The sequence below is a fragment of the Janthinobacterium sp. JC611 genome (assembly GCF_018682595.1).
GTDB lineage: Bacteria > Pseudomonadota > Gammaproteobacteria > Burkholderiales > Burkholderiaceae_D > Janthinobacterium.
In genome coordinates, this window is record NZ_JAFLJN010000025.1 from 272,348 (window position 1) to 288,665 (window position 16,318).

The 16,318-nt window shown below is 64.7% G+C and carries 16 protein-coding genes and 1 riboswitch; of the genes, 8 read left to right on the forward strand and 8 right to left on the reverse strand.

Annotated features, from left to right (window positions below; all coding sequences use genetic code 11):
* Nucleotides 1-7: 7 nt before the first annotated feature.
* A complete protein-coding gene (locus J0O65_RS19330) occupies nucleotides 8-1,876 on the reverse strand; it encodes a non-ribosomal peptide synthetase (RefSeq protein WP_215408856.1) in 1,869 nt (622 codons plus the stop codon).
* Nucleotides 1,854-3,068, reverse strand: coding sequence for a thioesterase domain-containing protein (locus J0O65_RS19335; protein ID WP_215408857.1), 1,215 nt, complete (start codon nucleotides 3,066-3,068; stop codon nucleotides 1,854-1,856). The genes J0O65_RS19330 and J0O65_RS19335 overlap by 23 nt, the downstream gene beginning before the upstream one ends.
* A 175-nt stretch (nucleotides 3,069-3,243) precedes the next feature.
* Between J0O65_RS19335 and J0O65_RS19340 the strand changes: the two genes are divergently transcribed.
* Nucleotides 3,244-4,824 carry a hypothetical protein gene (locus J0O65_RS19340; RefSeq protein WP_215408858.1) on the forward strand — a complete coding sequence of 527 codons (1,581 nt, stop codon included), beginning with the start codon at nucleotides 3,244-3,246 and terminating at the stop codon, nucleotides 4,822-4,824.
* Nucleotides 4,821-5,546 (forward strand): SDR family oxidoreductase, encoded by a 726-nt coding sequence (locus tag J0O65_RS19345; RefSeq protein WP_215408859.1) that lies wholly within the window; start codon nucleotides 4,821-4,823, stop codon nucleotides 5,544-5,546. The genes J0O65_RS19340 and J0O65_RS19345 overlap by 4 nt, the downstream gene beginning before the upstream one ends.
* A 76-nt stretch (nucleotides 5,547-5,622) precedes the next feature.
* Here J0O65_RS19345 and J0O65_RS19350 read toward each other — a convergent pair whose 3' ends face one another.
* Complete coding sequence (locus J0O65_RS19350; RefSeq protein ID WP_215408860.1) at nucleotides 5,623-6,417, reverse strand: 4'-phosphopantetheinyl transferase family protein; 795 nt, start codon at nucleotides 6,415-6,417, stop codon at nucleotides 5,623-5,625.
* A gap of 68 nt (nucleotides 6,418-6,485) precedes the next feature.
* Entirely contained in the window at nucleotides 6,486-7,109 is a 624-nt protein-coding gene (locus J0O65_RS19355) for a TetR/AcrR family transcriptional regulator (RefSeq protein WP_215408861.1), read from the reverse strand.
* A gap of 67 nt (nucleotides 7,110-7,176) precedes the next feature.
* Here J0O65_RS19355 and J0O65_RS19360 point away from each other — a divergent pair, with 67 nt between their 5' ends.
* From J0O65_RS19360 to J0O65_RS19370, 3 genes are all read left to right on the forward strand, one after another.
* Complete coding sequence (locus tag J0O65_RS19360; RefSeq protein WP_215408862.1) at nucleotides 7,177-7,695, forward strand: DUF2867 domain-containing protein; 519 nt, start codon at nucleotides 7,177-7,179, stop codon at nucleotides 7,693-7,695.
* Between the two features lie 65 nt (nucleotides 7,696-7,760).
* Nucleotides 7,761-8,372 (forward strand): nicotinamide riboside transporter PnuC, encoded by a 612-nt coding sequence (gene pnuC / locus J0O65_RS19365; protein WP_215408863.1) that lies wholly within the window; start codon nucleotides 7,761-7,763, stop codon nucleotides 8,370-8,372.
* Complete coding sequence (locus J0O65_RS19370; protein ID WP_215408965.1) at nucleotides 8,372-8,920, forward strand: AAA family ATPase; 549 nt, start codon at nucleotides 8,372-8,374, stop codon at nucleotides 8,918-8,920. Before pnuC ends, J0O65_RS19370 begins: the two co-directional genes overlap by 1 nt.
* On the opposite strand, the gene J0O65_RS19375 is transcribed toward J0O65_RS19370, so the two are convergent.
* Nucleotides 8,917-11,064 carry a TonB-dependent siderophore receptor gene (locus J0O65_RS19375; RefSeq protein ID WP_215408864.1) on the reverse strand — a complete coding sequence of 716 codons (2,148 nt, stop codon included), beginning with the start codon at nucleotides 11,062-11,064 and terminating at the stop codon, nucleotides 8,917-8,919. The two genes, J0O65_RS19370 and J0O65_RS19375, sit on opposite strands and share 4 nt — an antisense overlap.
* Before the next feature lie 85 nt (nucleotides 11,065-11,149).
* Nucleotides 11,150-11,247: riboswitch (TPP riboswitch) on the reverse strand.
* A 66-nt stretch (nucleotides 11,248-11,313) separates the two neighbouring features.
* Nucleotides 11,314-12,471, reverse strand: a complete 1,158-nt coding sequence (locus J0O65_RS19380; RefSeq protein ID WP_215408865.1) for an iron-containing alcohol dehydrogenase — start codon at nucleotides 12,469-12,471, stop codon at nucleotides 11,314-11,316.
* Nucleotides 12,472-12,613: 142 nt separating this feature from the next.
* Here J0O65_RS19380 and J0O65_RS19385 point away from each other — a divergent pair, with 142 nt between their 5' ends.
* Nucleotides 12,614-12,919, forward strand: coding sequence for a ferritin family protein (locus J0O65_RS19385; RefSeq protein WP_251373847.1), 306 nt, complete (start codon nucleotides 12,614-12,616; stop codon nucleotides 12,917-12,919).
* A 93-nt stretch (nucleotides 12,920-13,012) separates the two neighbouring features.
* The gene (locus J0O65_RS19390) at nucleotides 13,013-13,492 is read left to right on the forward strand and encodes an Imm26 family immunity protein (protein ID WP_215408867.1); all 480 of its coding nucleotides are present in this window, start codon (nucleotides 13,013-13,015) and stop codon (nucleotides 13,490-13,492) included.
* Between the two features lie 44 nt (nucleotides 13,493-13,536).
* Here the strand turns inward: J0O65_RS19390 and J0O65_RS19395 are convergent, their stop codons facing one another.
* Nucleotides 13,537-14,895, reverse strand: coding sequence for a sensor histidine kinase family protein (locus J0O65_RS19395; RefSeq protein WP_215408868.1), 1,359 nt, complete (start codon nucleotides 14,893-14,895; stop codon nucleotides 13,537-13,539).
* Nucleotides 14,896-14,908: 13 nt separating this feature from the next.
* Entirely contained in the window at nucleotides 14,909-15,610 is a 702-nt protein-coding gene (gene ompR / locus J0O65_RS19400; protein WP_223278807.1) for an osmolarity response regulator transcription factor OmpR, read from the reverse strand.
* Nucleotides 15,611-15,919: 309 nt separating this feature from the next.
* Between ompR and J0O65_RS19405 the strand changes: the two genes are divergently transcribed.
* Complete coding sequence (locus tag J0O65_RS19405; RefSeq protein ID WP_251373848.1) at nucleotides 15,920-16,264, forward strand: hypothetical protein; 345 nt, start codon at nucleotides 15,920-15,922, stop codon at nucleotides 16,262-16,264.
* Nucleotides 16,265-16,318 lie beyond the last annotated feature (54 nt).

Below are 16,318 nucleotides of genomic sequence, written 5' to 3' on the forward strand. Positions count from 1 at the left end.
CTCATCCTTATGCACAGGCGGGGGCCAGGGAGGCGGCGCCGCTGTCTTGCCGCGAGCCGATGGCTTGCGCCAGCAGTTCCAGCGTGAAGAATTCAAACAGCTCTTCGGCACGCAGACGCACGCCAAAGTCCGTGCTGACGCGCAGCGCATACATTTGCACGCCGAGCGAATCGAGTCCCAGCTCGGCGAACGGCAGGTCGCGTTCGAGTGCGACGCCGGGCGTGCCCAGGACGTCGGCCAGGGCCGCCGCCAGCCGGGCCATGCAGGCGCCCGCCTGGGCGGCGTCCGGCGCGGTCTCTTGCGTGGCCTCCGGTGGGAGCGTCGCAATGCCGTCGCTGGCGAACATGGCTTGCAGGGATTTGCGGTCCGCTTTGCCGCTCAGTGCCTGGCGCGGGATTTCGCGTAGCGAGAGGAATTGCCTGGGCAGCCAGGCGGGCGGCAGGGAGCGGGCGGCATGGGCGGCAAGCCGGTCGAGCCAGCGCGCGTCGTCGTCGGCGCCCGGTCCCGGCACCAGCGCCGCCACCAGGCGCGTGCCCGCCAGCAGCGCGGTAACGTCGTCCAGCAGACCGGAATCGAGCAGCACGGCCTCGATTTCCGCCAGCTCGACGCGCTGGCCGTTGATCTTGACCTGGTCGTCGACGCGGCCGATGCAATGGAGCTCGCCGGCGGCGTCGACGCGGCAGATGTCGCCGGTCAGATACAGCCGCTGGTACAAATGCGGCGATTCGGGCTCGGGCAGCGGATTGGCGATGAATTTGCGCGCCGTTTCGGCGGCATCGTTGACATAGCCGTTGGCCAGGGCGGCGCCGCTGATGCACAGCTCACCTTCGAGGAAGGGGCTGAGCCGGTGCACCTTGCCCTCCCCGTCGCGCAGGTAGAAGCGCGTGTGCGGTACCGGCTCGCCTATCGGCAGCGAGTCGGCTGGCTGGCCGTCATAGCGCCAGGCGCTGGCCATGATGGTCGCTTCGGTCGGGCCATAGACGTTGTAGATGCCGGCCGCCGGCAGCAGCGCGCTGGCGCGTGCCGCCAGCGCCGGCCGGAATACCTCGCCGCCGACGCACATGGCGCGCATGGAGGTGCAGCGCTCGATGCCCGGCGTTTGCAGTATCAGGGTGAGCATGGTGGGTACGGTGGTCATATGGGTCGCCTGGTGGCGCTCGATGGCGTCGACGATGCGGTCGCCATCGATGTTGCGCTCGCCGCCGAGAAAGGCGATGCGGGCGCCGACCATCAGCGGCGCCATCAACTCGTGCATCGACGGGTCGAAGCATGGATGTATGCTTTGCAGCCAGCAGTCGCCGGCCCCGACGTTCAGGTAGCGCACGATCCAGCTGAAATGGTTGTAGGCGGCGGCATGCGATACGGCGACGCCCTTGGGCTGGCCGGTTGAGCCGGAGGTGAAGATGATGTACAGCGGCGCCGTCACCGGTACCAGCGGCGCGATGTCGGCGTCGGACAGCTCGAGGGCAGCGTGCTCGGCTTGCGCGCAGGGCAGCACGCTCAGCGTGGTCTCGGCCGCCATGCGGCGCTCGCTCAGTGCCGTCAGCAGCAGGCGCACGCCAGCCTGCTGCGCGATGCGTTGCAGGCGTTCGGTGGGGCATTCGATATCCACGGGGACATACACGGCGCCGCACTTGGCCAGCGCCAGCAGCAGCAGCGTCCGGCTCGGCTCATGCGCGCTGCAGACGGCGACGCTGTCCATCGGCTGCACGTGATGCACCGTCTGCAGCAGCCGCGCCAGGCGGTTGGCGCGGGCGTTGAGTTCGCCATACGACACGGTACTTGCGGCCGAACACAGGGCCGGCAGCGCAGGTGTCAGGCGGGCCTGGCGCTCGACCAGCTGATGTGGATATTCAGGAGTGTAGGAGGTGGTCATTGTTGGCTTCTCGGTGCGTTTGTATCAGTTGGGCCAGGCTGCCGGCATGGGGCTCGGCCAGCATGGAAAAATGGTTGCCGGGCACGTCAATGCCGGGCTGGCGATAGGCCATGGCGGCCGCGTTCCAGCTGGCGATGAAAGGCTGGCGCGCGTGCAGGCGCAGACAGCTGGCGCCGTCGGCGCCGTCCGGCGTCGGCCGATAGCGCTGCAGCAGGGCCAGGCAGGCATGGCGGTTGCTTAGCACTTCGTCGATGCGGTTCCTGGGCATGCGCTGCGCGATGCGCGCCGCCAGTTCATTTGCGTCCATGCGTCCGGCGACTTGCTGCTCGGTCATCTCGGGATGCAGGGCCAGATACAGGGTCAGCATTTCGTTGCCGGCATCGCTCTGGCGGTCGCGCGCGGCCATGGCCAGCGACGGGTCCAGCAGCACCACCTGGTCGACCTGCTTGCCGACGCTGCGCAGTATCGTCGCCATTTCCGCAGCGACGATGGCGCCGAACGAGTGACCGCCGACACGGTAGGCCGTAGCGGGAGAGGCGCTCAGCATGCGCCTGACGTAGTGCGCCGCCAGTGCCTGTATGCTTGGCTGGCGGCGCCCTGCCTCGCGCAGGCTGAACGCATGCACGCGACAGTTCAGGCGCGCGGCAAGCGGGGCAAAAGGCGCCGCGCTGCCGTCGGCGCCATGCACCAGGTACAGCGCCGGCTGCTGCGTAACCGCCGGCAGGCCCAGCGCGCGCGACAGTTCGACCAGCGATTCGGCCTCCAGCGTCTGCGCCAGCGCGGCGGCGGCCAGCTGCCAGGCCTGTTGTAACGCTTCGCCGCCCGGCGCGCCGCGCACGCTCCAGTCGCCGGATGGCATCGGGTCGCACGGCGCCAGTATCACGTTGCGCTGGGGCGTGCGCACTTCAATCCTGGCGAGCGTCAATGCCTGCGCGGGGCTGCAGGGGGCACTGCCTGCCGCGGGCGCTTCACAGGCGTCCAGCAGTTGCCGCAGCCAGGCCGAGGCGTCGTCGCCGGCCGCTGTCAAGGGCAGTCCCGTCCAGTGCAGCAATACTTGCGTGCGTTGTCCGTAGATTTGCTGGCAGGCATGCAGCAGCGCTGCCAGCAGGCTCAGTTGTACTGGCAGGCCGTACAGCCGCGCCATGTGCTGCCGCAGTTGTTGCAGGGTGTCGCGTGAAGAGGGAGGACTCATGCGGGGATCCAGTGTAGTAGGGACGGTTGGAGCGGGCCATTGGACTACAGATGGGGGCACCGTATAACTGGAGGAAATGACAGTTTCGGCGCGAAGCCGGGATTTTTATACTTGTCCGCGATTCGCCCGCCGGCTGCTGCCCGCAGCCCTGACCTTGTCGCCTATGAGGAATTTAATGGAAATCCCAACCGTCTCCGCCACGCAAGCCATTCTCGACGATGTGCGCGCGTATTTGCAGAGCAAAAGTAATTTGCCGGTCACCGAGGAGCACGCCACCACCAAGCTGCTGGCCAAGTCATTCGACGAAGAGGAAATCCGCCACCGCCGCGCCGCTTTTGCCACCAATGGCGAGATCGACAGTACTGCCGTGCTGGCCAACTACGAGTTACTGCATGGCATTAAATACCTGGACCGCCTGATTAACAATAGCGGTCATGAAGTGCCGGCCCGCGCGGCCATCGCCATTTTCCGTGGCGCCGAGATTTGCCTGAATAATCTGGTGGTGCTGGCGCGTCGGGTCACGGAAGATGTCAAGCGCGGCCATATGGCTGATGCTTCGCTGAAGATCGGCTGGGCCAATCGCTTCCACGAAACCCTGTACAGTCTGTCGCAGTTGCTGGTGCAGGTGGACCAGGGCGGCCAGCAGGGTGACAGTATCAGCATCCGCGATTCGGCCGTCTTCCAGGACTATCTGGTGCAGGCCGCACGCATGCACGCCATCCTGCGGGCCGAGGCCACCGAGCAGCACAGCGACCTGGGCGACAAGGACCTCGACGATCCGCAGCGCTTTGTCTTCTTCCACAGCTTCGTCAACAGCAATTATGAGTCGATCTGGCTCAGCGCCATGGAGCAGGTCCGCCTGCCCGGCGTGATGCGCGAGGCGGGCGAGGATGCCGGCGTGTTCTATCAACGCCTGATTCAAAATGACGAAGTGCGCGAGGCGGTCAACTGCGTCGATCTCAAGGATCCGACCTGCCTGATGCAATTCCGCGCCTACCACCAGATCAGCGAAGTACTGGTGGGCCTGGTGAACGAGGTGTCCAGCGAGATCATCGTTGCGCTGCTGGGCAACGAGCAGGCCACGTTCGGCACGCATGCGCGCTCGCTGGCGCTCTGCAGCAAGCTGCTGCAAGTGGTGACGGACAATATCCGTCCCATCGTTCGCACGCTCAGCCCGAAAGCATACTTCGCCATCCGCCCGGCGCTGGGCATCACCAGCGGCTCGCATTCGCACAATTTGCGCAAGGGATTGTTCCTGACGATTTATCCTTCGCTGGTCAAAGCCCTGCGCCTGCAGCTGGCAGCGATGGATGAACAGCTGGCCGGCGACGACGAGCGGCTGCAGCAGGCCGTGCAGGCGCTGCTGCAGCAGCCGCAGGGCGACCCGCGTGCCGACATCCTGCGCCAGGTGGTGTATATGCACCAGTACGTCCGTACCTGGCGCGATGAGCACATGCAGTTCGTCAAGACGCAGATCGGCGTCAGCCCCGAGGACATGACGCCGACCGCGTCGATTTCGGGCGCCGAGAATGCTGCGGTGACGGCCAACAGTTTCCGTCAGGCACATAAAAACGATCCGATTGCTCCGCTATACCAGGCCCTGCTCGGCAAGCCTCCCGTGCCGCCGCTGCCCATCGTGCACAAGGGCGGCTTCGACGAATACATGGCCCATTTCACCGCCAATGCGGTCAAGGAAATGTATGCCGACGTGCAAGATCGCGCTCAGCGCAAGCGTCCGTCGAGGATGGCCAGTTGAGCCGCCCGCCACTCGTCGTGGTGACCGGCGCCGGATCCGGGATCGGTGCGGCGGTGGCGCGGCAATTGAGCGCCGCCGGCCATCCGCTGCTGCTGATCGGCCGCCGCAAGGCGGCACTGGAGGCGCTGGACTTGCCGCATTCGCTGTGCGCCGCGCTGGACGTGGGCGACGCGCAGGCCGTCCAGGAAGCCGTGCGCCAGGCTGAACAGCGCCATGGCGCCGTCGACTGCCTGGTCAACAGCGCTGGCGTCATGCGGCTGGCCGCTGCCGCCGGACAGGATGCGGCGGAGTTTGCCGAGATGCTCAATACCAACGTCGTCGGCAGCGTCAACCTGATTCAGAGCGTGTTGCCAGGCATGCTGCGTCAGCGGCGCGGCACCATTTTCAATGTCAGCTCGATTGCCGGCCGTCAGGCGTTTCCCATGCATGCCGGCTATTGCGCCTCCAAATTCGCCGTACACGGCTATACGGCGGCGCTGGGTCTGGACATGGCCGCGCACAACATCCGCGTCAGCACCGTCTCGCCCGGCGTGGTCGATACGCCCCTGTTGCGCAGCACTACATCGGCGTCCGCCCGCGCCATGTTCGAGGAGTGGCTGGGCACGCTCGATTCCCTGCTTGCCCCGGAAGATGTGGCCGGCATCATCGCGTTTGCCTACCAGTTGCCGCAGAGCGTGTGCATGCGTGAAATTTTCGTGACCTCCACGTCGCAAGGGGCCTGACAACGGCTGGCAAACCGCGGCGCGCCGCAGGTGTCGACAGGTGATCCGGGAATGAGCCAGCGAGGGTGGGCGGGAATCACACCCATCCGCGCCAGCCGCAGTGCGTGATGACGGTGTGCGCATCGAGCAAGTCGTACTGCACGGAAAACCGGGCGCTGGCGTGCAGGCGTGGCGACAGCGACTGGTTGATGCAAAACGTCAAGCTGCGACGGACCTCGTCAAATGCGCTCAAGGTCACGGCGCTAAAGTCGAAGTAGTAGCCGACCGTGGGAAAGGCGGCCTTGAAAAAGCTTTCCTTGGCGGAAAACACTACGGTCATCAGAAACTCCAGGGTGCTGGCGCTGTTGATCTGGCGCAGCACTGACAGTTCGGGCAGGCTGATCGCCGTGCTCAACAGTGCTTCGCCCATCTCCGCGCCCACCACCGCTTCAATATCGATGCCGGCCGCTTCGTGCTGCTGCGCCGGCAAGGCGAGCGCGGCGGCATAACCGCCACCGTGGCTGATGCTGCCGACCACTCCGGCCGGCCACAGCGGCTGGCGCGAGGCGCCGATACCGATCTGCGCATCGGCGATGTCCAGGCGCGCCAGTGCCGCGCGCGCGGCCAGCCGCCCGAAAAAATACTCTGCTTGCCGTTTCGGCACGCTGCGCGCGATAGTGGCGGGCAGGGCGATGCCATGTTCATGGAAGGCGGTGCTGCAAAATGGATACGGCTGGAAATGAATGACGCTGATCTGCGGCCCAGGCGCCAGATCGTCACCTGCCTGGTGGAGGAACGGCCGGGGAAGCGGGGGCGGTTCATGCCATCGTGGTTCATCGCTGGCCGGCAACCGTCCGGACAGCATGTCAACGCTCGCTTCTGCAGGCCTCATCGTCGCCGTTCCATACATGGGGATGGGCATAGCTTACCCGATTCCCGGCATCGTGCAATGCCTGGTGCTCACGATGGACGGCGTGGCTGGCGCAATGCCTCCACCGGCAACTGGAAGAAGCGCGGCACCATGGCCGGCGACAGGTCGTCGCCGCCGTCCGTCATGGCCAGGCGGCCGCTCAGCACCAGCATGACGTAGCCGTGGCCCAGCGACCAGCCGGCGCTGGCGGCGGCCTTGTCCCAGCGCGCATCGAGGCCCGCTTCGCGCACGGCCGCGCCCGCCGTTTGCAGCACGTACTGGAAGCACGCCTGCGCCGCTTGCTGCAGGGCGGGGAACTGGCGCACGTCCTGGTGTTCGAACATCAGCCGGTAGTGGGCCGGCGCGGCCAGGGCGAATTCGATGTATTGCTGGCCCAGCAGCTGAAAACGCTGTTCGGCGGGCAGGCTGCCCGGCGGCGGCAGTTCGGCTTCCCATTTGGCGATCAGGCTGGCGAAGCCGGCCGCCGCCACGTCGGCCAGCAAGGCTTCCTTGCTGGGGAAGTGGCGGTACACGGCGGCGATCGACACACCCACCGTGCGCGCCAGTTCGCGTAGCGAGAGGGCGGCGTCGCTTTGCTGCGCCAGTTGCGCGATGGCGGCGGCGACCAGGGTGTCGCGCAAGTTGCCGTGATGATAGGTACTCGTTGTCGTCATTCTATGTTATCGCTGTTCACATTGTCGTGTATGATGGCCATGTTATCACTGAACACATGGAGATCGCATGCAAGAGATGAACAACGTGGTACGCGCCGTGGCCTTGCCGCCGAGCGCCGGCATCGCCCCCCTGTACCCGGGCAGCAACCTGGCCGACGCCTACGCCGTCGACTTGCCCACCGAGCAGGCGCGCCGGATGGACATGCAGGGCCTGGCGCGCCTCCTGCTGGGCAGCCAGCCGGGCTGGACGCGCAAGCTGATGGTGCTGCGCGACGCCATCGTGGCGCGCTTCGGCATCCAGACGGCCCGGCAGATGGAAGCCAAACCAGGTAAGCGTATCGGCATCTTCCGCATCTTTGCCGTCAGCGACGATGAAATCATCCTGGGCGAGGATGACAGCCACCTGGACTTCCGCATCTCGGTGCTGCGCGAGCGCGACGCGGGACGGCACGGCAGCGTGACCATCTCGAGCGTCGTGCATTGCCATAATGGGGTGGGGCGCGCCTACATCGTGCTGATCCGGCCTTTCCACAAGCTGATCGTGCGGCGCTCGCTGGCGCGCGCCGTCAAGGGGGGCTTGGCCTGAGCGGGCAATCTTGCTTATTCATGGCTGGTATTGCATACTGCACCACCAGCCTCATCACGATTCCCATGAACGATACGCTTCTCCTGCTGGGTTTTGCCACCACGCCGCTTGAACTGATTTCCTTTGTCCTGGCACTGACAACCGTTGCGCTGAACATCCGCCAGAACCACTGGGCGTGGCTGTTCGCCATCATTTCCTCGGCCGCCTACGGTTTCGTGTTTTTCGAATCGCGCCTGTATGGCGACATGGCCTTGCAACTGCTGTTCATCAGCGTCTCGTTCTGGGGCTGGTACCAGTGGCTGCATCCGGCCAGCGGCGGCAAGACCCTGCCCGTCACGCGCCTCGACGGGCGCGGCTGGCTGGCCTGCGCGGTGGGCTGGCTGGTCGGCTTCCTGCTGATCGCCTGGCTGCTGACGACGACGGACACGGACGTGCCGCATGCGGACGGTTTCCTCACGGCCGGCAGCCTGGTGGGCCAGTTCCTGCTGTCGCGCAAGAAGCTGGAAAACTGGGTCGCCTGGATCGTCGTCGACGTGCTGTACGTGTGGCTGTATGTGCACAAGGGCCTGACCCTGACGGCCGTGCTGTACGCCTTCTTCGTCGTGATGGCCGTCATCGGCTTGCTGGCGTGGAAGAAGTCGGCGCCGGCCGCGCCCGACGCCATGGTCCTCAAGTGATGGAGCGTTGCGTGCGCGTGGCGATCCTGGGCGCGGAATCGTCGGGCAAATCGACCCTGGCGGCGGCCCTGGCCGAGCGCCATGGCACCGTGTGGGTGCCCGAATACTTGCGTGAATTCGTCGAGACGCAGGGCAGGGTGCCCGTCGCGGCCGACCAGTTTGGCATTGCGCGCATGCAGCTGGAGCGGGAAAATGCGGCCGCCGCGCAGGCGCGGCAATTTTTATTTTGCGATACGACGCCGCTGATGACGCTGGTCTACAGCCGCCATTATTTCGCCGGCGCCGATGCGCCGCTGGCGGCGCTGGCCGACGCCACGCGGTACGACCTGACCCTGGTGACGGCGCCCGACAGCCCGTGGGTGGCCGACGGCTTGCAGCGCGAGTCGGAAGCCGTGCGCCAGCTGATCTACCGCTACCTGCTCGACGAGCTCGACGCGCGCGGCATCGCCTACCACGTGCTGCATGACAGCCTGGAGGCGCGCCTGGAACAGGCGGCGCCTTTGCTGCGGCAGGCGCTTGCTATGGCGCCTGCCATTTCCCTCAATTAAAAGTCGAACTGCGCCGAGAGCTTGAAGGTGCGGCTGGCGCCCGGGTACAGATAGCCGTCCGATTCCGGCGTCACGTCGCGCCAGTAGAACTTGTCGGCCACGTTGTTGACGCTGGCGCGCAGTACGGCGCGCGTGCCGGCGATGCGCGTGGCCCAGGCGGCGCCCAGGTTGAAGACGTGGTACGACGGCACGAAGGTCGTGTTGTTGTACTCAAACGCTTTCTTGCCCGCATATTCCCAGCTGCCATTGACGCTCAAGCCCGCCACCTGCTGCACGGCGTAGTCCGCATGCACGGCCGCCTTGAAGGCGGGCACGTTGGGCACGCGCTTGCCGTCGAGGTCGGCATTGCCCGTGCCGGACTGCTGGCTGTTCAGGGCCGTCACGGACGCGCCCAGGCTTAGATTGGACGATGCCTTGCCCTGGGCCGACAATTCCAGGCCACGGTGCTGGGCCTGGCCTTCGCGCACGAAGTTATAGGCGGTGCTGTCGACGTACTGGTTGAATTCCAGGCCTTTGCGGATCTGGAACAGGCTGGCGGCCAGCATGAAATCCGGCGTCACGTCCATCTTCGCGCCCAGTTCGACCTGCTTCGAGCGGCTGGGCGTCAATTCCACGTTGGCGTTGAGCGCCTTGCGGTCGGCCGTGCCGCCATGTTCCATGCCCTGCGAATAGGCCGCATACACGGAGACATTGTCGAGCGGGGTGTAGACGAGCGAGACGTTCGGCAGCAGGAAGTCGTGCTTGGCGCGGATTTCCGTGTCGGCCTTCAGTACATACTGATAGCCATCGACGTTGATATGACGCAAGCCGCCATGCAGCTTCCAGTTCGGCGTCAGGCTGACGATGTCCTGCACGAAGACGGCGTTTTCCGTATCCTTGCGCACCAGGCGCACGGGGCCCGTGACGCCGGGCGAGGTGCCGACGATCTGCGGCTGGTAGATGTTGCTCACGCCCACCCAGTCGTACACGTACAGGCCGGCGCGGTCCTTGCGGCGGAAGGTCGACACGCCGGCCGTGAATGCATGGCGCAGGGCACCGGTGGCGAACTTACCCTGGATCATGGCTTGCGCGCTCAGCGGCTTTTTCGTCTCGCCCAGGCTGCGGTAGTCGTACACGTCGTAGTCGCCATTGCCGCAGAAGCCGGGGTACAGGTCCTGTCCGCTGCAGCCATACGGGAAGGCAGTGTAGTCGTCGCGCTTGAACGAGTGCTGGTTGGCCGACAAGGTGGCGTGCCAGTCGTCATTGAAGGCGTACTGGAAGCGCAGGCCGAGATTGCTGGTGACGGTTTCCACGGGGCGCGTCCAGGGCTGCAGGTTGAGCATGGCGTCGGCGCTGATGCCGGTCGGCAAGGTTTTATTGTTCAGCAGCTGGAAGCCGGGCGCCGTCGCCTGCGCCTTGTCCTGGTAATCGGCATCGATTTGCAGCAGGGCCTGCGGCGAAATCTGCCAGTCGAAGGCGCCGGAAATGAACTTGCGGTTGCCGTCCGCGCCCTTGATGTAGGAGCGCAGGCGCTCGGCCGCCACGTTGACCCGGTAGCCGAAGCGCGTGTCTTCCAGGCGGCCGCCCAGGTCGACGGCGCCGTACAGCGTGCCCCGCTCGCGCGTTTCCACGGTGACCGTGCGCAGCGGTGCGGCGGTGGGGCGCTTGACGATGAAGTCGATCACGCCGCCGGGCGCGGCCACGCCTGCCTGCAAGCCGGCCAGGCCCTTCAGCACTTCGATGCGTTCCTTGTTTTCCAGCGGAATTTGCGTGTCGCCAGGAATGGCCACGCCATCCTTGCGGTAGCTGGAATTGTTGTCGAGCTTGAAGCCGCGGATGGAAAACTGTTCCGCATAGCCGACGGCGTTGTAGGCGTCGTTGATGCTGGTGTCGAGCTTGACGGCGTCGCTGAGATTGCGGATCTGCAAGTCCTGCATGTCTTTTTGCGAAATGACGGTGACGGACGCGGGCGTCTGCAGCAGCGGCGCTTCGGAAAAACCGCCGACGGAGGCGCGCTTGGCGGCCGGCGCCTTGCTGGCCGTGACGACGACTTCAGCCATGCTCTGGGCCTGCGGGTCGGATGCGTCGGAAGCCAGGGCGGGCGCGGCAAACGCGTGCAGGATGGCCAGGGTCAGTACAGAAACGGATAAATTCGGTGTGGACATAGATTGCTCGTGGTTCAAGCCGTCTCGGTAAAGAGCACGGCAGGCTGCTTGTTCGGCTGGCGCCAACGCAGGAGCTATCAAAGGAGGGAGGTACTTTGCGCTTTCCTTCGCTGGCATTATCCAGATCAGGTACGAAGGGTATCTCTCACCCGGATGACTGCTCCAGGACCCCTAGCGAAACGACAGCTTAGCATGAAGCACGGCCGGCTGTCCCCCTGGCCGACCGTTTTACAACAGTGTGGTGCGAATCTACAAACTGAGTTCGAGCACTTTGCGGCTGACGGCGGGCGTCACTTCGCGCTGTTCGCCCAGCGCCGTCATGCCGTGCGCTTCCAGGGCGGCCACGACGGCGTCCACGCTGGCGTGGTTGAGGCCATAGTCGGCCAGGCGCGTCTTGACGCCCATGTGGCGGAAGAAGAATTCCGTGCGCGCGATGGCCGCTTCGATGCGCCCATCCTCGTCGCCGCCGTCGAGGCCCCACACGCGGGCCGCGTATTGCAGCAGCTTGGCGCGCTTGGCCTGCTTGCGCACGCGCAGCATGCTGGGCAGGATGATGGCCAGCGTTTGCGCATGGTCGAGCTCGTACAAGGCCGTCAATTCGTGGCCGATGGCGTGCGTGGACCAGTCCTGCGGCACGCCCACGCCGATCAGGCCGTTCAAGGCCAGGGTGGCGCTCCACATCACGTTGGCGCGCACGTCGTAGTCGTCCGGCTGCGACAGGGCTTTCGGGCCTTCCTCGATCAGGGTCAGCAAAATGCCTTCGGCGAAGCGGTCTTGCACGGACGCATTGACGGGGTAGGTCAGATACTGTTCCATGACGTGCGCGAACGCATCGACGACGCCATTGCCCACCTGGCGCAGCGGTAATGTGAACGTTTTCGACGGGTCCAGCACGGAGAATTTAGGATAGACCTTGCGGCTCATGAACGAGCGCTTTTCCTGCGTCGCCTTGCGCGTGATCACGGCCGAGCCATTCATTTCAGAACCCGTGGCCGGCAAGGTCAGGACCGTGCCGAAGGGCAGGGCCGCTTCGACGATCTTGCCGCCTTTGGCCAGGATGTCCCATGCCTCGCCCTCATGCAGGGCGGCGGCGGCGATGAACTTGGTGCCGTCGACCACGGAACCGCCGCCGACGGCCAGCAGGAAATCGATGCGCTCGTTTTTCACCATGGCCACGGCCTGCATCAGGGTTTCATAGCTGGGATTGGGTTCGATGCCGGCAAATTCGAGCACCGTATGGCCGGCCAGCGCCGCCCTGACTTCATCGTAGACGCCGTTCTGCTTGATGCTGCCGCCGCCATACGTCATGAGCACCCTGGCTTGCGGCGGTATCAGGCTGGCGATGGCGGCGATCTGGCCCTGGCCGAAGAGGATTTGCGTCGGATTGTAAAAGTCGAAATTGAACATGGGACTCCTGCCGCTGAAGTGTAGGCTGTTGCTGAGCCATGATTATGGCCGAACGGGGGAAAACGTGCCGTGGACGCTTGAGCTTTTCGTCCGCGCGGTGGAGAATGCAGCCGATGTCACCACCACGCGAAAAGGAATGCGCATGACCACCGTCCCACTGGAAGAAGCGGGCCTGCCGGCCACCGCGCTCGATATGCACCGCGCCATCGGCGCCACCATCGCCGCGCTGCAGGCGCTGGACTTGAACAGCCAGCGCTTCGAGGCGTGCACGGACCCGGAACTGCGCCGCGTGCTCGCGCATGCGGGCGACACCAGCCGCAAGGAAGCGGCCATGCTGCTCGAATGGATGCGCCGCCGCGATGCGCGCCTGGATTCGGCCATGAAGGAAGCGCTGTTCAAGGCGGGGCCGATTGTTGCCCAGTATCACTATGACGAGAAAATATTGTAACTATTGGTTTGTTGCTGTCACGTACCATACGCCACATTTGCATTGTTTCGCGTAGACTGTGCCCCGAACACGATTTTGGGGGAGTTTACAGAGATGAAATCATTACCATACCGAGAAGGCAGCTGGTTTGCCGTGCCCCTGCCGGGCGGCGGCTATGCCGTCGGCGTGGTGGCGCGCCGGGCGCCTGCCGGGCGCATCATGCTGGCCTATATGTTCGGGCCGAAGCGCGACAGCTTGCCGGCGCTGGAAGAGCTGGAAGGCTTGCGGCCGGAACAGGCCGTGCGCCGCCTGCGCACGGGCGACATGGCCCTGCTCAACGAGCGCTGGCCCCTGCTGGGCGACAGCAGCCACTGGGAGCGCGATGCCTGGCCCATGCCGGCGTTTATCCGCCGCAATGAATCCTTGCAGCGCGCCTGGCGCGCCAGCTATGCGGACGCCGACCCTGCCAAGCTGAACCGTGAGGAATCGATTCCCTTCGATACCCCGGGCATGGAAAGCGATTCCCTGTACGGCTATGGGGCGACGGAATTGTTGATGGATAAATTGCTGGCGCAGGAGAAGGCGGCGGTTTAATCACCCGGGGTCAGGCCCGACGGGACTGACCCCGGTGTGTTAGCTTACGCCGCTGGCAAGCTGATCTGGAATGCCAGGCCGCCGCCTTCGCGGTTGCGCACCTGCAATTCGGCGCCGTGGCGCAGCAGCACGCGGTCGACGATGGCCAGGCCCAGCCCGGCGCCATTTGCCTGTCCGCGCGCCGTGTCGAGGCGGGTGAACGGTTTCATCAGCTGCTCGATCTTTTCCGCCGGCACGCCCGTGCCGTGGTCCTGCACCTCGATGATGACCTTTTTCGCGCCGTGGCTGGTGCGCACCTGGCAGGCGATGTCGATTTCCGTCACGTCGCTGCCCGGCGTCTTGCCATAGCGGCGCGCGTTCTCGATCAGGTTGTTCAGCACGCGGCGCAGATCGGTGGGGTTGCCCATCGCGTGCGCGCCCTCGGCGATGCTGGCGTTGATCTTCACGTCCGGCAGGCGCATGGCTTCGCGCGTCATGTCGGTCAGCAAACCGCTGAGGTCGACATCGGTAAAGCTCGACGCTTCCGTCGGCTTGGCATAGTCGAGGAATTGGCCGATGATGGCATCCATCTGCCCGATATCGGACTGAATGCCCTCGCGCGCCTCGTCCGACAGGTTGGCCATTTCCACTTCCAGCTGCATGCGCGCCAGCGGCGTGCGCAAGTCGTGCGAAATGCCCGCCAGGATCACGGCGCGGTCCGATTCCACCTGCTTTAAGTCATCGACCATCTGGTTGAAGCTGCGGTTCGCCTCGAGGATTTCGATCGGGCCTTTTTCCGGCAGCGGCGCCGGTTGCTTGCCCTTGGCGATGTCGCGCGCGGCCGCCGTCAGGCGCGACAGCGGCAGATTGATCAGGCTGGAAATGATGGCCGCGCCCAGCAGCGACAGCAGCGACACCAGGCTGGCCCAGCCCAGCCACTGGAAGCCCGTCAGGCCGCGCAGGCGTTCACGGTCCAGCATCAGCCAGTACTCGTCGTCGTCGATCTTGAAGCTGACCCAGAAGCCGGCCACGCCATTGACGCGCGCGGAAAAGCGCGTGTCCTTGCCCAGCTTGGCCTTCACCAGCGCCTCGATCTCGGGCATCAGGTAATTGTCGGGCGGCGGCTCGATGCGGTCGTCCTCTTCCAGCGAGAAGATGCGGATGCCTTCATTGCTGACGAGGTCGAACAACAGTTCGCGCCGCAACTCGGGCGCCGAGTGCGTCAATGCCGCATGCGTGATGGTGACGACGGAAATGATCTGGGCGGAAATCTGCTGCGCCTGCGGCTCGCGCTGGATGAAGGAAATCATGCTGAACCAGGCGATCATGCTGACCGTGGTCAGGGTGCCGAGCAGCAAAAAGGTGCGCCAGAACAAGCCGCTTTTCAGCCGCGCCAGGCTGATATCGGGAAAAAGCTTCATCATGCCTCGCCAGCGATCAGCGCGGCTGTCCGTCCGGGATGAAGACGTAGCCGAGGCCCCAGACGGTCTGGATGAACAGCGGGCTCGACGGATCTGGTTCGATCAGCTTGCGCAGGCGCGAGATTTGCACGTCCAGGCTGCGGTCGAATACTTCGTATTCGCGCCCGCGCGCCAGTTCCATCAGTTTCTCGCGCGACAGCGGCTGGCGCGCATGGCGGGCAAACACTTTCAGGACAGAAAACTCACCGGTCGTCAGCGGCACCGTTTCGCCATTCTTTTTCAGGGTACGCGTGCCCAGGTCCAGCACGAAATCGCCGAATTCGAAGGTTTGCGGCGTTTCCGACGGCGCGCCCGGGATTTCATCGGGACCCTTGCGGCGCAGCACGGCGCCGATGCGGGCCACCAGTTCGCGCGGATTGAACGGTTTCGGCAGGTAATCGTCCGCGCCCATTTCCAGGCCCACGATGCGGTCCACGTCCTCGCCCTTGGCCGTCAGCATGATGATCGGCGTCTGATCGCCCGCGCCGCGCAGGCGGCGGCAGATCGACAGGCCGTCTTCGCCCGGCAGCATCAGGTCGAGCACCAGCAAGTCGTAGCGTTCGCGCAGCCACAGCTTGTTCATGGCCGTCGCGCTCTCTGCCGTGAAGACATTGAAGCCCTGTTCGGTCAGGTAGCGGCGCAGCAGGTCGCGCAGGCGCACATCGTCATCGACGACCATGATTTTTGCCTGGTGGCCGTGGATCGATTGCGTGGTTGTATTGCTGCCGGAAGTGGAGGTTGTCGTCATTTAGGGTGTCGTGTTATCTTATATTAGTTGCTATAGTAACGCCTCGCGCGGCGTCGGCAAGGGGCTGTGGCGACCCATTACAAAGTGTTACAAACTTTACCCAATTACTCTTACTGCACCGTGTAAAGCATCATACACTGGGGCCACAGTGGAAATCAGCTTTAAGTGTATACGGCATCGCGGAAGAGGAACTCAATGAATATCTTTACTAAAAAAATTCACGCCGCTCCCAGCGCAGCTATGGCTGCACGTACGACTGCGCTGTCCGCATTTGCCGTTTGCTGCGTGTTTGCCGCCAGCCTGGCGTCGGCGCAAAACCAGCCGCCACCACGCCGTGACGAGCAGCAGCAAATGCAGGCCCAGCGGTATGAACAGGTACAGCGCAGCAATAGCAATGATACGCGCTTGCGCGAACAGCGTGACGCACGCAGTTTCGACACGCGCGCCGAAGAGCAGCGCCGCGCCAACGAAGGCGCCGACGCTTCGCGCCGCACGGGCCGCATGACGGCCGACGAGCGCCGCGACCTGCGCCGCCAGATCAACGAAGTGGGACAGGACATCTATTCCAACCCGCCGCGCCGCTAGGCAGCCATCCCCCTCCGACAGGGCCATCTCGCAAGACATGGCCCTGTTTGCATC

Excerpts from the sequence above, each read along its gene's own strand:
- J0O65_RS19330 (WP_215408856.1), bottom strand. The coding sequence starts at position 1,876 with ATGACCACCTCCTACACTCCTGAATATCCACATCAGCTGGTCGAGCGC.
- J0O65_RS19335 (WP_215408857.1), bottom strand. The coding sequence starts at position 3,068 with ATGAGTCCTCCCTCTTCACGCGACACCCTGCAACAACTGCGGCAGCAC.
- J0O65_RS19340 (WP_215408858.1), top strand. The coding sequence starts at position 3,244 with ATGGAAATCCCAACCGTCTCCGCCACGCAAGCCATTCTCGACGATGTG.
- J0O65_RS19350 (WP_215408860.1), bottom strand. The coding sequence starts at position 6,417 with ATGAGGCCTGCAGAAGCGAGCGTTGACATGCTGTCCGGACGGTTGCCG.
- J0O65_RS19355 (WP_215408861.1), bottom strand. The coding sequence starts at position 7,109 with ATGACGACAACGAGTACCTATCATCACGGCAACTTGCGCGACACCCTG.
- J0O65_RS19360 (WP_215408862.1), top strand. The coding sequence starts at position 7,177 with ATGCAAGAGATGAACAACGTGGTACGCGCCGTGGCCTTGCCGCCGAGC.
- pnuC (WP_215408863.1), top strand. The coding sequence starts at position 7,761 with ATGAACGATACGCTTCTCCTGCTGGGTTTTGCCACCACGCCGCTTGAA.
- J0O65_RS19370 (WP_215408965.1), top strand. The coding sequence starts at position 8,372 with ATGGAGCGTTGCGTGCGCGTGGCGATCCTGGGCGCGGAATCGTCGGGC.
- J0O65_RS19375 (WP_215408864.1), bottom strand. The coding sequence starts at position 11,064 with ATGTCCACACCGAATTTATCCGTTTCTGTACTGACCCTGGCCATCCTG.
- J0O65_RS19380 (WP_215408865.1), bottom strand. The coding sequence starts at position 12,471 with ATGTTCAATTTCGACTTTTACAATCCGACGCAAATCCTCTTCGGCCAG.
- J0O65_RS19385 (WP_251373847.1), top strand. The coding sequence starts at position 12,614 with ATGACCACCGTCCCACTGGAAGAAGCGGGCCTGCCGGCCACCGCGCTC.
- J0O65_RS19390 (WP_215408867.1), top strand. The coding sequence starts at position 13,013 with ATGAAATCATTACCATACCGAGAAGGCAGCTGGTTTGCCGTGCCCCTG.
- J0O65_RS19395 (WP_215408868.1), bottom strand. The coding sequence starts at position 14,895 with ATGATGAAGCTTTTTCCCGATATCAGCCTGGCGCGGCTGAAAAGCGGC.
- ompR (WP_223278807.1), bottom strand. The coding sequence starts at position 15,610 with ATGGTCGTCGATGACGATGTGCGCCTGCGCGACCTGCTGCGCCGCTAC.
- J0O65_RS19405 (WP_251373848.1), top strand. The coding sequence starts at position 15,920 with ATGGCTGCACGTACGACTGCGCTGTCCGCATTTGCCGTTTGCTGCGTG.